Origin of the sequence: Serratia liquefaciens, assembly GCF_027594825.1 — a bacterium.
Lineage (GTDB): Bacteria > Pseudomonadota > Gammaproteobacteria > Enterobacterales > Enterobacteriaceae > Serratia > Serratia liquefaciens_A.
Window position 1 is genome coordinate 2,206,712 of record NZ_CP088930.1, and the last position, 13,208, is coordinate 2,219,919.

General features: G+C 57.3%; 12 protein-coding genes. 4 read left to right on the plus strand and 8 right to left on the minus strand.

Annotated features, from left to right (window positions below):
- Positions 1-195: 195 nt before the first annotated feature.
- Both LQ945_RS09990 and LQ945_RS09995 read left to right on the plus strand, forming a co-directional pair.
- Positions 196-777, plus strand: coding sequence for an NAD(P)H-dependent oxidoreductase (locus LQ945_RS09990; protein WP_270102816.1), 582 nt, complete (start codon positions 196-198; stop codon positions 775-777).
- Positions 778-810: 33 nt separating this feature from the next.
- Positions 811-1,119: a putative quinol monooxygenase gene (locus LQ945_RS09995; protein ID WP_020828683.1), complete on the plus strand. Its 309-nt coding sequence runs from the start codon at positions 811-813 to the stop codon at positions 1,117-1,119.
- Between the two features lie 26 nt (positions 1,120-1,145).
- Here LQ945_RS09995 and LQ945_RS10000 read toward each other — a convergent pair whose 3' ends face one another.
- From LQ945_RS10000 to nudF, 6 genes are all read right to left on the minus strand, one after another.
- On the minus strand, positions 1,146-2,042 hold the full coding sequence (locus tag LQ945_RS10000; RefSeq protein ID WP_046372605.1) for a LysR substrate-binding domain-containing protein: 897 nt from the start codon (positions 2,040-2,042) through the stop codon (positions 1,146-1,148).
- Positions 2,043-2,122: 80 nt separating this feature from the next.
- Positions 2,123-4,018, minus strand: coding sequence for a DNA topoisomerase IV subunit B (gene parE / locus LQ945_RS10005; RefSeq protein WP_020828685.1), 1,896 nt, complete (start codon positions 4,016-4,018; stop codon positions 2,123-2,125).
- A 44-nt stretch (positions 4,019-4,062) separates the two neighbouring features.
- Positions 4,063-4,647: an esterase YqiA gene (gene yqiA / locus LQ945_RS10010; protein ID WP_270102817.1), complete on the minus strand. Its 585-nt coding sequence runs from the start codon at positions 4,645-4,647 to the stop codon at positions 4,063-4,065.
- Positions 4,647-5,474, minus strand: coding sequence for a 3',5'-cyclic-AMP phosphodiesterase (cpdA, locus tag LQ945_RS10015; RefSeq protein ID WP_044553525.1), 828 nt, complete (start codon positions 5,472-5,474; stop codon positions 4,647-4,649). Before cpdA ends, yqiA begins: the two co-directional genes overlap by 1 nt.
- 27 nt (positions 5,475-5,501) lie before the next feature.
- The gene (locus tag LQ945_RS10020; protein WP_020828688.1) at positions 5,502-5,927 is read right to left on the minus strand and encodes a DUF1249 family protein; all 426 of its coding nucleotides are present in this window, start codon (positions 5,925-5,927) and stop codon (positions 5,502-5,504) included.
- The gene (gene nudF, locus LQ945_RS10025; RefSeq protein WP_044553528.1) at positions 5,927-6,559 is read right to left on the minus strand and encodes an ADP-ribose diphosphatase; all 633 of its coding nucleotides are present in this window, start codon (positions 6,557-6,559) and stop codon (positions 5,927-5,929) included. The genes LQ945_RS10020 and nudF overlap by 1 nt, the downstream gene beginning before the upstream one ends.
- A gap of 286 nt (positions 6,560-6,845) precedes the next feature.
- On the opposite strand from nudF, the gene tolC reads away from it, so the two are divergent.
- Entirely contained in the window at positions 6,846-8,369 is a 1,524-nt protein-coding gene (gene tolC, locus LQ945_RS10030; RefSeq protein ID WP_270102818.1) for an outer membrane channel protein TolC, read from the plus strand.
- 147 nt (positions 8,370-8,516) lie between these two features.
- Here the strand turns inward: tolC and LQ945_RS10035 are convergent, their stop codons facing one another.
- Positions 8,517-9,578 (minus strand): mannonate dehydratase, encoded by a 1,062-nt coding sequence (locus tag LQ945_RS10035; protein ID WP_270102978.1) that lies wholly within the window; start codon positions 9,576-9,578, stop codon positions 8,517-8,519.
- Between the two features lie 232 nt (positions 9,579-9,810).
- Here LQ945_RS10035 and dhaR point away from each other — a divergent pair, with 232 nt between their 5' ends.
- On the plus strand, positions 9,811-11,757 hold the full coding sequence (gene dhaR, locus LQ945_RS10040; RefSeq protein WP_269934144.1) for a dihydroxyacetone kinase operon transcriptional regulator DhaR: 1,947 nt from the start codon (positions 9,811-9,813) through the stop codon (positions 11,755-11,757).
- A gap of 8 nt (positions 11,758-11,765) precedes the next feature.
- On the opposite strand, the gene dhaM is transcribed toward dhaR, so the two are convergent.
- Entirely contained in the window at positions 11,766-13,199 is a 1,434-nt protein-coding gene (dhaM, locus tag LQ945_RS10045) for a dihydroxyacetone kinase phosphoryl donor subunit DhaM (RefSeq protein ID WP_269934143.1), read from the minus strand.
- Between the last annotated feature and the right edge of the window lie 9 nt (positions 13,200-13,208).

Below are 13,208 nucleotides of genomic sequence, written 5' to 3' on the forward strand. Positions count from 1 at the left end.
AGCCAGCGTATCAGGCAGTTTTATGCAAAATAGCGCTATGCGGCGACGCATTTATTGACTCACAGTCAACACTGTTGTGCGCTGGATCGCATTTTTACCTGTATTGCTAACGATTACACTCCTTATCAGCGAAATGTTTCCCGCCCCTGACGCGGAGAACATCACACATTTTAATTCTGACAGGAGCCGTGAAAGATGAGCAATATCCTGATTATCAATGCTAAAAAGCAGTTTGGCCATTCCAACGGCGAACTCAACCAAACCCTGAGTGACGTGGCGGAAAGCTTCCTGCGCGATGTGAAGCATCAGGTGCAGGTCACCGTGGTCGACGACGGTTACGACATCGATGCCGAGGTGCAAAAATACCTGTGGGCCGACGTGGTGATTTATCAGATGCCGGGCTGGTGGATGGGCGAGCCGTGGATCCTGAAAAAATACATTGATGAAGTGTTCACCGCCGGGCACGGCAGCCTGTACGCCAGCGACGGTCGCACCCGTTCAGACGCCGGCAAGAAGTACGGCTCCGGCGGCCTGATCCAGGGCAAGAAATACATGCTGAGCCTGACCTGGAACGCCCCGCTGGAAGCCTTTACCGACCCGGATCAGTTCTTCCATGGCGTCGGCGTCGACGGCGTGTATCTGCATTTCCATAAGGCCAATCAGTTCCTGGGAATGGAAGCGCTGCCGACCTTTATCTGTAATGATGTGATTAAACAACCGGATATCGACAGCGACATCGCACGTTATCGCGCGCATCTGACCGAAATTTTTGCTTAACTAGCATTATGCACGTCAATCAATGAGGTAATGATGATCACCGTAATTGCAGAAATCAAAACCAAGCCGGGCCACCGTGAAACGGTTCTGAAGGCGATTGAGAAACTGGTTCCGCTGGTACTGGCAGAGGATGGCTGTAGCGAATATACGCCGATGATCGACAGCCACACCCAGGCGCCATGGCAGAAGCTGTCGCCGGACTCGGTGTTTATGCTGGAGAAATGGGCCAGTCAGGCGCATCTGGAAAAGCATCTGGATATCGCTCACATGCACCGTCATCGCGACACCATCAAAGACAGCGTGCTGGGCGTGACCATTCACGTGCTGGGCAACGCCCTGTAAGCCCCGTGGGGACCGTCAATCGGTTCCTACAGCGTCTGCGCATCAATATGCGCACTGACGTAGTCCAGAAAACAGGTAATACGCGCCGCCAACTGGGTATTGCGGTAATACACCGCATTAATCGGTTGGCGCACGTCCAGCGTTTCCTGTTCCAGCAAGGGGATCAGTCGCCCCGCACGCTGATCGTCTCGCGTCATGAAATCAGCCAACTGCACTATCCCTTCCCCCCGCAACGCCAACTGACGCAGAGTTTCACCGCTGGAAGCCGATATTGTCGGGGTGATGGCAAAATGCTGCGCCTGCTGATAGCGCAACGGCCACAGATTGAGCGACTCCGGCTGGGTGAACCCAAGCAGGCAGTGCTCGCGCAGCGCTTCCACACTGCCCGGCGTACCATAACGCGCGAGATATTCCGGGCTGGCGAGAATGCGTAAGCGGCTGGAACCCAACAGGCGCGCATGAATGGTCGAATCCCGCAGCGCACCAATGCGAATGGCAATATCGGTGCGCTTTTCCAGCAGATCGATGATCAGGTTATCGGTATTCAGCTCCAGCTCAATCTGCGGATAGCTTTGCCGGAAACCGGCCACCAGCGGCACGATCACATGCTCCATAAACGGAGCGGCAGCGTTGACCCGCAGTTTCCCGGCAGGGATCAACCTGCGCAGCGCCATTTGCTCTTCGGCATTTTCCACCGAGTGGATAATCTCGCGTGCATGGCTGAGAAAGTTCTGACCTTCTTCGGTCAGCTCAAGTCTACGCGTGGTGCGGCGCATCAGGGTCGTATCGAGTTTTTTTTCCAACCGGCTGAGTGCGCGGCTGATGCCGGAGGTGGTCTGACCGAGCTGTTCGGCTGCGGCAGTGATGGAGCCACTGTCAACGACGGTGGTAAAGGCCAGTAATTCTTCGAGGGTGATTTTCATGCATGCCGCCCAGAGTGGTCGGGTGCCGTACGCAGCGCCCCTGCGGAAAGAAGGCCCGGCGGGGAAGCCGGGCCTGACAGTCAGACAGAAAGCTCGGCCATATCGCCTTTGTCCTGCAGCCAGTTACGGCGGTCTTCTGAACGCTTCTTGGCCAGCAGCATGTCCATCATTGCCAGCGTCTGATCCACATCGTCGTCACTCACCGTCAATTGGACCAGACGGCGGGTATTCGGATCGAGCGTGGTTTCACGCAGCTGCAATGGGTTCATCTCGCCCAGCCCTTTAAAGCGCTGAACGTTCGGCTTGCCTTTTTTGCGCTTCAGCTGTTCCAGCACGCCGGCTTTCTCTTCTTCGTCCAGCGCGTAGTACACCTCTTTGCCGAGGTCGATGCGGTACAGAGGCGGCATCGCCACATACACGTGACCGCCCTTCACCAGCGAACGGAAGTGACGTACGAACAGCGCGCACAGCAGCGTGGCGATGTGCAAACCGTCGGAGTCCGCATCCGCCAGGATACAGATTTTACCGTAACGCAGCTGGCTAAGATCTTCGCTGTCCGGGTCAATGCCGATCGCCACGGAGATGTCGTGCACTTCCTGCGAGGCCAGCACTTCGTCCGAGGAGACTTCCCAGGTGTTGAGGATTTTGCCTTTCAGCGGCATGATCGCCTGATATTCGCGATCGCGCGCCTGCTTGGCTGAACCGCCCGCCGAATCCCCTTCTACCAGGAACAGTTCGGTCATGTTCAGATCCTGCGACGTACAATCGGCCAGTTTGCCTGGCAGCGCCGGCCCGCTGGTCAGCTTCTTGCGCACCACTTTTTTGGCGGCACGCAAACGACGCTGGGCACTGGAGATCGCCAACTCGGCCAGCTGTTCCGCCGCCTGAACGTTCTGGTTCAGCCACAGGCTGAAGGCGTCTTTCACCACGCCGGAAACGAAGGCCGCACACTGGCGCGATGACAAACGTTCTTTAGTCTGGCCGGCGAACTGCGGATCCTGCATCTTGACCGACAGCACGTAGGCGCAACGGTCCCAGATATCTTCGGCAGACAACTTAACGCCGCGCGGCAGAATGTTGCGGAATTCGCAGAACTCACGCATCGCGTCCAGCAGACCCTGACGCAGGCCGTTGACGTGGGTACCGCCCTGCATGGTCGGGATCAGGTTGACGTAGCTTTCGGTCAGCAGCTCACCGCCTTCCGGCAGCCACAGCAACGCCCAGTCCACCGCTTCGGTATCGCCGGAGAAGTTACCGACAAAGGCCGCTTCCGGCAGGGTGATCAGGCCGTTGACCGCTTCCATCAGGTAATCGGTCAGGCCGTCCTGATAGCACCAGCGTTGCTCGGTGTTGTTCAGCTTGTCGATGAAGTAAATTTCGACCCCGGGGCACAGCACCGCTTTGGCCTTCAGCAGGTGGCTGAGGCGCGATACCGAGAAACGCGGGCTGTCGAAGAACTGCTCGTCAGGCCAGAAGTGGATGCTGGTGCCGGTATTGCGTTTGCCGCAGCTGCCGGTCACCGCCAATTCCTGCACCTTGTCGCCGTTTTCGAAGGCAATGCTGTAGACGTTACCGTCACGCTTAACGTTGACTTCCACCCGTTTCGACAGGGCGTTAACCACAGAGATCCCCACGCCATGCAGGCCGCCGGAGAACTGGTAGTTTTTATTGGAAAATTTACCGCCGGCGTGCAGACGACACATGATCAACTCAACCGCAGGTACGCCTTCTTCAGGGTGGATATCCACCGGCATGCCGCGGCCGTCGTCGATCACTTCCAGTGACTGATCGGCGTGCAAAATCACGTCGATGCGCTTGGCGTGACCGGCCAAAGCTTCATCGACACTGTTATCTATCACCTCTTGGCCGAGGTGATTGGGGCGCGTCGTGTCGGTATACATGCCGGGACGACGGCGCACTGGTTCTAGACCGCTGAGTACTTCAATGGCATCAGCGTTATAGCTGGATTGAGTCATCGTTGAATTTTTCGTGGTTAAAGGAAGGAACCGGAACCGCCTGCTCAGACAGCGTTGAGCCCTAAAAAATCCACAATCTGGGGGAAGTAGTGCTCGAAACCGACGAAAGCGTGGTTTCCACCCGATTCCACCGTCTGACGGCACGCAGTGTAATAGGCCACCGCTTGCCCATAATCGAGAATTTCATCGCCCGTTTGTTGCAGCAACCAGATTAAATCCGGTGACTCCAAGGGATCGATCTGCATCGTTTTCAGATCGTAAACGTGTCGTGACTCTAACACATATTGCTGGCCGGTGTAGGGGTTCTCGTTTTCGCCAAGGTAGTCAATCAGCAGCTCAAACGGCTTCACAGCAGGGTTAACCACTACCGCTGGCAGTGAAAAACACTGCGAAAGCCAGGTCGCGTAGTAGCCCCCCAGCGAGGAACCGACCAGGCCCATCGTCTGCCCGGCACGCTCCATCACCAGATTTTCGATCATTTCGGCGGCTTCGGCCGGGAAAACCGGCAGCTGTGGCACCAACATTTCGATGTGCGGATGATGCTCGGCCAGCCACGTCTTGAAGGACGTCGCTTTGGCCGAGTACGGCGAACTGTTAAAACCGTGCAGATAGAGCAGTGTAGAAGGCATCAGTACCCATCCGAATCCATGTCGGGGCGGAAGTCGTCGTTTTCCAATCGGAAAACCTGCGTCTCGATACGGCCGTCCGGCAACAGGTCAAGATAGCGCCAGCCGGGCGAAACATCGTCGATGGTAAAATTGGTGCAGTGCGGCTTGAACTGTACGCAGGTCGACGGCGACGCCAGCAGACGACGCCCCTGCCACTCCAGATCCAGCTCCTGGTGAATATGCCCGCACAGCAGCGTGTTCACTTTCGGGTAGCGCAGCAGCACCGCACCCAGCATATGTGGGTTGCGCAGGCTGTGCTGATCGAGCCAGGTGCAGCCGGAAGGCAGCGGATGATGGTGCAACAGCATCAGGGTATAGCGCTCGGGATAGGCCTGCAGGCAGCGCTCCATCCACTCGAGCTGGTACTCGCTCAGTTCGCCGTGCGGTACGCCGAAAACCTGACTGTCCAGCAGCAACACCTGCCAGTGGTCGCCCACCAGCACCTGCTTTGACGGAGTGATACCGGCGTCGGCCAATGCGTCGACCATCGCCGGCTGAAAGTCATGATTACCCGGCAACCAGACGCAAGGCGCCGGCAGACGGGCAATACCTTCGGCAAAATGCCGGTAGGCAGCCAATGAATGATCCTGGGCCAAATCGCCGGTGGCGACGACCAAATCAAAATCCCGCTGCTGCGCCAAAATGGCGTCCAACACCGCGTGATAGCTGCGATAGGTATTGATGCCAAGCAAAGTCTCGTTTTCGCCGGCAAAAAGGTGGGTATCTGTTATTTGCAGAATCCTGACCCTGGCCCCACTTGCCACGGTCGGTTTAAACAGGCTTTCCAAATGGTGTCCTTTGTTATCTCAGTCTGTCTAACAAACCGGAACCGCCATCGCTCCATGCGCCAAACAGTAGCGCAACCAATCAGCAAGAAACTGGTTAATTTGATGCTTTTCGTCGCGTTGATGCAACTTTTTGTTGGGATAATCATAACGCGCTTTAAAGCGATAGATCTGCTGACTTGAACACACTTCCGCAACCATCGCGTCATGATACAGGCGCACCGTCATGGCAGGCAGGCTCCAATAGCTGACCGCCGGGACGGTCTGCTCAATCTGCACCAGCGAGGTATAGCGCGTGGATTCCACAATAGTCAGACGATAACTGGCGCCACTCACCTGATAAGTCACCGTTTCACCCACTTCATCGTTGCGCGGCAGCAAGCGGCGCAATTGCGCGAAGTTGGTTTCGCACAATCTCATCATTTCGGGGAAATCAGGGGTATAGCGCTGTTTCATTAGTTGGCCCACTCTTTTCTCAACGATTCATGGTGCAACGCCAGCCACTGCAATGCAATCACTGATGCCGCGTTATCAATCGCGCCCTCTTCAACCCAGCGGTAAGCCTGTTCGCGGCTGACCACATGGACACGGATATCTTCATGCTCTTCTTCCAGTCCATGGATGCCTTCCGCCGTGGTGGCGTCCACCTCGCCGACCATGATCGACAAGCGCTCGCTGGTGCCGCCGGGGCTCGCCAGATAGCTCAGCACCGGCTTGCAGCGCCCGACCACCACGCCGGCTTCTTCCTGCGCTTCGCGGCGGCATACGTCTTCAACGCTCTCGCCGGTTTCGATCATACCCGCCACCATTTCCAGTAGCCAGGGCGAGCTACTGGTATCGACCGCAGCGATACGCAGTTGTTCAATCAGCACCACCTCGTCACGCACCGGGTCATAAGGCAACAGCACCGCCGCGTGCCCACGCTCGAAAATTTCGCGCTTAATCTCCGGGCTCATGTCGCCGTTGAACAAACGGTGACGAAAGCGATATAAATTGAGTGAAAAAAAACCACGGTAAAGTGTCTCACGTGCAATAATTTCTACATCATTTTTATCGAGAGTAACGGGCGATGGCTGCGAGTGGCTCATAAGCGAATTCTCCTGCGTGAGTATGCCGATAAAATAAACAGTTTTGATGACAGAAACGGCGGGATAATCTTCCTCGGCTTTATGATAGATTGTGAGCCATGATATCAGGTGTGACGTACGCAGCCAGTTGAACTAAGGTAAACAGGCGGCCTGAAAGGTAAAAGTTACGCAAGATGGCACATTCCGCCACCTTATGCGTACAACAGACTCTGTTAGAATCGGCAACTATTTCGTCTATCGTCAGCGCTAACAACATAGCAATATTGCTGCACAACAAGGAATGCAAATGAAGAAACTGCTCCCCCTTCTTATCGGACTGAGCCTGGGCGGCTTCAGTGCAATGAGCCAGGCAGAGAACCTGCTGCAGGTCTACAAACAGGCCAGGGAAAGTAACCCGGATCTGCGCAAAACCGCCGCTGACCGTGACGCCGCATTCGAAAAAATCAACGAAGCGCGCAGCCCATTGCTGCCACAGCTGGGGTTAACCGCGGGTTACGATTACACCAATGGTTATCGTGACAGCAATGGCGTAAACAGTAACGTCACCAGCGGCTCACTGGCGTTGACCCAGACCATCTTCGACATGTCCAAATGGCGCGCGCTGACGCTGCAGGAAAAAACCGCCGGTATTTCCGACGTGACTTTCCAGACTTCGTCACAACAGCTGATCCTCGATACTGCCACCGCCTATTTCAACGTGTTGAGCGCCATCGACTCACTGTCCTATACCCAAGCGCAGAAACAGGCGGTTTATCGCACCCTGGATCAAACCACCCAACGCTTTAACGTTGGCCTGGTAGCGATCACCGACGTGCAGAACGCCCGTTCCAACTACGATACGGTACTGGCGGCGGAAGTGACCGCCCGCAACACCCTGGATAACGCGTTGGAAAAACTGCGTCAGGTGACCGGTACCTTCTACCCGGAACTGGCTTCGCTGAATACCGACCGTTTCAGCACCCAGCGCCCGGAAGCGGTCAATAACCTGCTGAAAGAAGCGGAAAGCCGCAACCTGAGCCTGTTGTCCGCTCGCCTTAGCCAGGATCTGGCTCGTGAGCAAATCCGCTCAGCGCAAACTGGCTATATGCCAACAATAGACGTCAGCGCATCTACCGGCATCAGCAATACCAAATATAACGGTTCCGCTACTAGTGGCCCGGCGAATTCAACACGTTACAGCGATTCCGATGCTGGTCAGAATAAGGTTGGCATCAGCTTTAACTTGCCACTGTACAGCGGCGGCCAGACCAATTCGCAGGTGCAGCAGGCGCAGTACAACTTCGTCGGTGCCAGCGAGCAGTTGGAAAGCGCACACCGCAGCGTAGTACAGACCGTTCGTTCCTCATTCAATAACGTGAACGCCTCAATCAGCAGCATCAACGCCTACAAACAGGCGGTGGTATCTGCCCAGAGTTCACTGGATGCGATGGAAGCCGGTTATCAGGTAGGTACCCGTACCATCGTCGACGTGTTGGATGCCACCACCACGCTGTATAACGCCAAGCAACAGCTCTCCAGCGCGCGTTATACCTATCTGATCAACCAGTTGAACATCAAGTCTGCGCTCGGCACCTTGAACGAGAACGACTTGCTGTTGCTGAACGGCGCATTGGGCAAACCGATTTCTACCTCGCAAGACGTGGTAGCGCCACCGACTGCGGCACAAGACGCTTATGCTGACGGTTATCAGGACAATGCCCCTGCGCAGCAAAGCGCAGCGCCGGCACCGGTTGCCGCTACCCGGACATCTGCGCCGGTGAGCACAACCACTCCGCCTGTTCGCAACAGCGGCAATCCGTTCCGCAACTGATTCGCGCACAGCATTGAAAACGGGGTATGGCATCTGCCAGCCCCGTTTTTTTTGTCTCTGCTTATAGGTTTGGATCCTCAGCCCCAATGGCAGGAGTACACTTCCGTGCGTTTGGGCTGAAGATCTGGCTGAAGATCGAGAAAGGGCTCAAATAACCTGCATAAGTGCTTTCATGTATCCCATCGCATAGGCCATACCCGAGTGCCATGGCGCCTCACAGCTCATCTGCGGCGAATGATCGGGGATCAATACGCCGTCAAATTTGCAATCTTTTAGCACTCGCAACACCTTCGGCATGTCTATGTCGCCTTCATCGATAAAGGTTTCATGGTAGTACGGCACTTTGCCCTTCACATTGCGAAAGTGGATGTAGGCAATGGCATCCTGCTGTGCATACTGCTCCACCGCCTGGTAGACATCCCCCTCTGACATTTCGGCGATAGTGCCAAGGCAGAATTCCAGGGCATTGGCGCGGCTGGGTTGCAAATCCAGCAGTTTTTGATACAAATGCGGTTGATTGACCAACCGTGGCTGACCTCTTACAAACTCGAGCGGCGGATCATCCGGATGCGCTGCCAGCCTGACGCCAGCCTCTTCCGCCACCGGGACAATCTGCGCCAGGAACCACTCAAGACGCTGCCAAAGCTGCTCTGTCGTCGCCACCTCTCTCAACCCCGTAGCCTCTTCATCCACCACCATATTCCACGCCATGCTGGCCGGTAACGGGCTTTCTGTTTGCTCATTGGCCCCGTTCAGCCCAACGGTTTTTGCTCCGCCCCGCGCTTTATTTTCCTCTATTCGACCGGCGACGCCGGCCAGGCTGAAGTTATAGCCAAAAACGGGAATACCCGCGGCGCCCACGTTGCGAATAATTTGTTTAACCGTTTCTATCTGCTGAGTTTTTTTGGGGCCATCAAACAGAATGTCGTCCCAATGGCAGGGATCGAAGTTTTCGATGGCAAAAAATGTCAGGCCGAATTTCTCCATCCGGGCACGAATGTCGAGCAGCTCTTCCGTGCTCCAGATCTCCGCCTGTGCCGTTCCCCACCCTTGAGTGTCGCCCACGGGCTGATTCGAACGAGAAAAGCGATCGTTTCGATGAAAATAATCCACCATGTGCACCACGATATGAGTCGCACCGCACTGGCGAGCAAAGGCAAAGTGCTCATCATCCAGCATGTGCTTGTACAGACCGAAACCCAGTTTCATCACGTTATCTCCTGAAGAAAAAATTTTATTTATAACCGATTACGGATTCGTACCCTGCCCTCAGGCAGAAGCTATCAACCTGTAGGACAGGTTATGGGAAATAAAAATGACAGAAAAGAGGCAAATCACCGCGATGTGATCTTCATCGTCAATATGGCAACGGCAAACCGTCGGAAAGAAGAGGGGGTGATATCATCACGGCTATCGCTTTATCTCGTTTGGATGGGATCCGATGGAGAACACTTCAAGCTGGCAACGCCTGATCGAAGGCGAACTGCCGCCGGCACAGCGCCCTGCGCCGGCAATCTATGCTTCCTGGCTACGGTGTCGCAACCTGATGCAGCCTGCGGTGTGGAAAGCGCCCCACTGCGCGCTGGGCGCCACTTTCACGTCAATCTGCCAGCGTAAGAACGATCTGCTGACGCTCGGCCAGGCGGCGCTGGAAGACGCCTGCGAATACATGGAGCAGCGCCGCTGCCTGTTGGCTATCCTCGACGAAAGCGGCTGCATGCTGTGGCTGTGCGGCGATGCTCTGACCCGCGAACGTCTGCAACAGTTGGGGTTTATCCCCGGTGCCTACTGGGCGGAAGGTGATATCGGCACCAATGCACCGTCGCTGGCGGCGGCGGAGGGTCATCCGATACAGGTACGCGGCAGCGAGCACGTGCGTCAGGCGCTGCACGACTGGTCATTCTGCGCCACCCCGGTCTATGACAACAGCGGCCGCCAGCGCGGGTCGATTGCGCTGGGCTGCCTGCTGGCCGACTGCGCCGCCGGTGATCTGTCCCTGACGCTGGCGCTGGCACGCGAAATCGGTAATTCGCTGAATGCCGACGGCCTCCTCGCCGAGTCCAACCGCCACCTGAATCAGCTTTACGGCCTGCTCGACGGCGTGGATGACGGCGTCATGGCCTGGGACCATCGCGGCTACCTGCAGTACATCAACCAGCGTGCCGCCACCCTGTTGAAACTGGATGAGCAGCAAAGCCAGGGCAAACCGCTGACACAGTTGCTCACGCTGCCCGCGTTGCTCAACCGAGCCATCGTACAGCGTCAGGCGCTGCAGCACGTTGAAGTCACCTTCGAAAGCCAACGGCAGTTTATCGCCACGCTATTGACCCTGAAGCCGATCTTCGACGGCGAACGCTGCAGCTTTATCGCCCTGCTGCACCCGCTGGAAAGATTGCGCCAGTATGTGAGCAGCCAATTGGGGCGCGTCAGCCACAGCTTTGAACAGATGCCGTCCGCCTCGCTGGAAATGCGCCGGCTGATCCGCTACGGCCAGCAGGCGGCGAAGGGGCAGCATCCCATTTTGCTGTGTGGCGAAGAAGGCGTCGGCAAGGAACAACTCAGCCAGGCGATCCACAATGCCAGCGATCGCGCCGCCGGGCCTTATATCGCCCTCAACTGCCAGCTATTGCCGGAGGCCCAGGGGTTGCGTGAGCTGCTGGGCAGCGACGCCAACGAAGAAGAAGCGGGCCAGCTCAGCAAGTTTGAACTGGCCAACGGCGGGACGCTGTACCTGGAGCAGATCGAGTATCTGCCGGTAGAAATGCAGTCGGCGCTGCTGCAGGTGCTGAAAACCGGTGTGGTAATGCGGCTCAACTCGAACCGGGTGATCCCGGTCGACGTGCGGGTGATCGCCAGCAGCGCCGCCAATCTGCCGCTGTTGGTGCAGCAAAATCGCTTCCGTCGTCAGCTGTTTTACAGCCTGCAGGCGTTCGAGATCCAGATCCCGGCGTTACGCCAGCGCCTGAGCGATATTCCGCTGTTGGTGAAACATCATCTGCGTACGCTGGAACAGCATTTCCAGTGCCGATTCCGGGTGGATGACGAGGTGATGGCCCAACTTGGGCTCTATCTGTGGCCCGGCAACGATCTGGAGCTCAAAGGCGTGGTGGAGCGCACGGCGATGATGTGCCACGGCCACCACCTGCAACTGGCCGATCTGCCCGAGCACCTGCTCGGTCAACAGCCCTTACTGGAGAGCGATCCGCAGCCGGGTATGCCGCTATTAACATTGGCGGAAATGGAGCGTCAGGCAATCATTCGCGCGGCCAACGTCAGCCGCGGACAGTTGAATGAAATGGCGCAGCTGCTGGGGATTGGTCGTACTACCCTGTGGCGGAAAATCAAACAGTATCAGATTGATATCCGCCAGTTTAAGCTGCGCGCCTGAGGCGGCCGTCAGTGGCTGAGCTGCAATACCCCGCGCGCCGCATCCAGCATCGCTTTTTGGCCGTTGCGGGTTTTGCTCAGGCAGTCATGCATGCCAATCACCATCGGGATCCCCATCGCCTTCGCGAGGATCGCGCTGTGCGACAGCGCATTGCCACCGCTCAGGCAAATGCCCAGCACCAGGCGGCGATCTAACATCACCACGTCAGACGGCATCAGTTCGTCCATGACCAGGATCGACGGAGCGGTCAGCGTGATCAACGGCAACGGCTGCTGCTGCAGATGGCTCAAGGTACGGCGCAGCATGTCGCGTACATCCAACTCGCGCGCCCGCATATATTCGTCGTCCAGCGCGCGATAGTCCTCGGCTATCGCCTCCATTTCCTGCTGCCAGGCCTGCTCGGCGCTGCATTGCTGACGGGCAATGCGGGTATAGGCCGCCTGCTGCAGGTCCGGATCGTCCAGAAGCATGCTGTGTGCGCCGAAGATCGCCGCCTGCGGCTTGCCAATCAACGAGCCGGTGCGTTCCGCCAGGCGGTTCAAATCACTCAAGGTGTGTTGCAGTGCTTCACGGAGCCGCTGCTGTTCGTTCAGAACGTCGTCGGCGCCAATCTGGCGTTCGATGACCTTAGGACAGAAGCTGTGCGCCTGCCACACCGGGCCGCTGGTGACGCTTTCCGCCACCGGGATACCGTGCAGCGAAGGCAAGCTTTGCTCAGAGACCGTCTCGCCAAAGTGTTGCTCCGCCAGTACGCTAAAGGCCGCTAACGCCTGGTCGGCCTGCGCCCCGTCGGCAATCAGCCGGATGGTGTCGCCATGACGCACCTGCAACAATGCCAGCTGGTTAAGGCTGCGAGGGTTGGCGCACTGGCCCTGCTTTTCCAGCACCAGTTCGGCATCGAACGGCGCCAGCGTTTCCGCCAGCCGCGCCGCCGGGCGGGCGTGCAGCCCATGGGGGTTCTGCACCGTCCAACTGACGCTTTTCCCCTGCGTCAGCGGTAATTCAACGTTTTTGACTACGGGAGGAACGGCCTCGCCCAGCTGCGCCTGTTTGGCCTGCAGCGCGCCCTGCGCCTCGGCCAGCACCTGTTCCAGCCCCGCGCCGGCATTGGCGGCGACCACGGCGGCCAGCGTCCCTTCAACCAACGGTGCCGAACACAGCCTGACTTTGGCGGCCAGCGCCGGATCCAGCAGATCGATGGCGGTTTCGGCGCTCAACAACGCGCTGCCCAAGTCCATCAGCACAACAATGCCCGCGCCCTCGGCCACCGACTCTATCGCTTCCATCACCTTGATCGCATCGGTGCCAATCGGGTGTTCCGCGTCATCGACACCCGCCGCCAGCGCCAGCTTGCAGCCGTCGCCTCGCATCATCTGCAATGCCAGTTCCTCAACGCCGCGAGCCAACTGCGCGCTGTGTGAAACTACAACGATATTGATCATCTCGCCTCC

What these genes read in the sequence shown, in the direction of transcription:
- dhaM (WP_269934143.1), bottom strand. Translation starts at nt 13,199, where the DNA reads ATGATCAATATCGTTGTAGTTTCACACAGCGCGCAGTTGGCTCGCGGC.
- LQ945_RS10020 (WP_020828688.1), bottom strand. Translation starts at nt 5,927, where the DNA reads ATGAAACAGCGCTATACCCCTGATTTCCCCGAAATGATGAGATTGTGC.
- nudF (WP_044553528.1), bottom strand. Translation starts at nt 6,559, where the DNA reads ATGAGCCACTCGCAGCCATCGCCCGTTACTCTCGATAAAAATGATGTA.
- LQ945_RS09990 (WP_270102816.1), top strand. Translation starts at nt 196, where the DNA reads ATGAGCAATATCCTGATTATCAATGCTAAAAAGCAGTTTGGCCATTCC.
- parE (WP_020828685.1), bottom strand. Translation starts at nt 4,018, where the DNA reads ATGACTCAATCCAGCTATAACGCTGATGCCATTGAAGTACTCAGCGGT.
- LQ945_RS10035 (WP_270102978.1), bottom strand. Translation starts at nt 9,578, where the DNA reads ATGAAACTGGGTTTCGGTCTGTACAAGCACATGCTGGATGATGAGCAC.
- dhaR (WP_269934144.1), top strand. Translation starts at nt 9,811, where the DNA reads ATGGAGAACACTTCAAGCTGGCAACGCCTGATCGAAGGCGAACTGCCG.
- tolC (WP_270102818.1), top strand. Translation starts at nt 6,846, where the DNA reads ATGAAGAAACTGCTCCCCCTTCTTATCGGACTGAGCCTGGGCGGCTTC.
- yqiA (WP_270102817.1), bottom strand. Translation starts at nt 4,647, where the DNA reads ATGCCTTCTACACTGCTCTATCTGCACGGTTTTAACAGTTCGCCGTAC.
- LQ945_RS09995 (WP_020828683.1), top strand. Translation starts at nt 811, where the DNA reads ATGATCACCGTAATTGCAGAAATCAAAACCAAGCCGGGCCACCGTGAA.
- LQ945_RS10000 (WP_046372605.1), bottom strand. Translation starts at nt 2,042, where the DNA reads ATGAAAATCACCCTCGAAGAATTACTGGCCTTTACCACCGTCGTTGAC.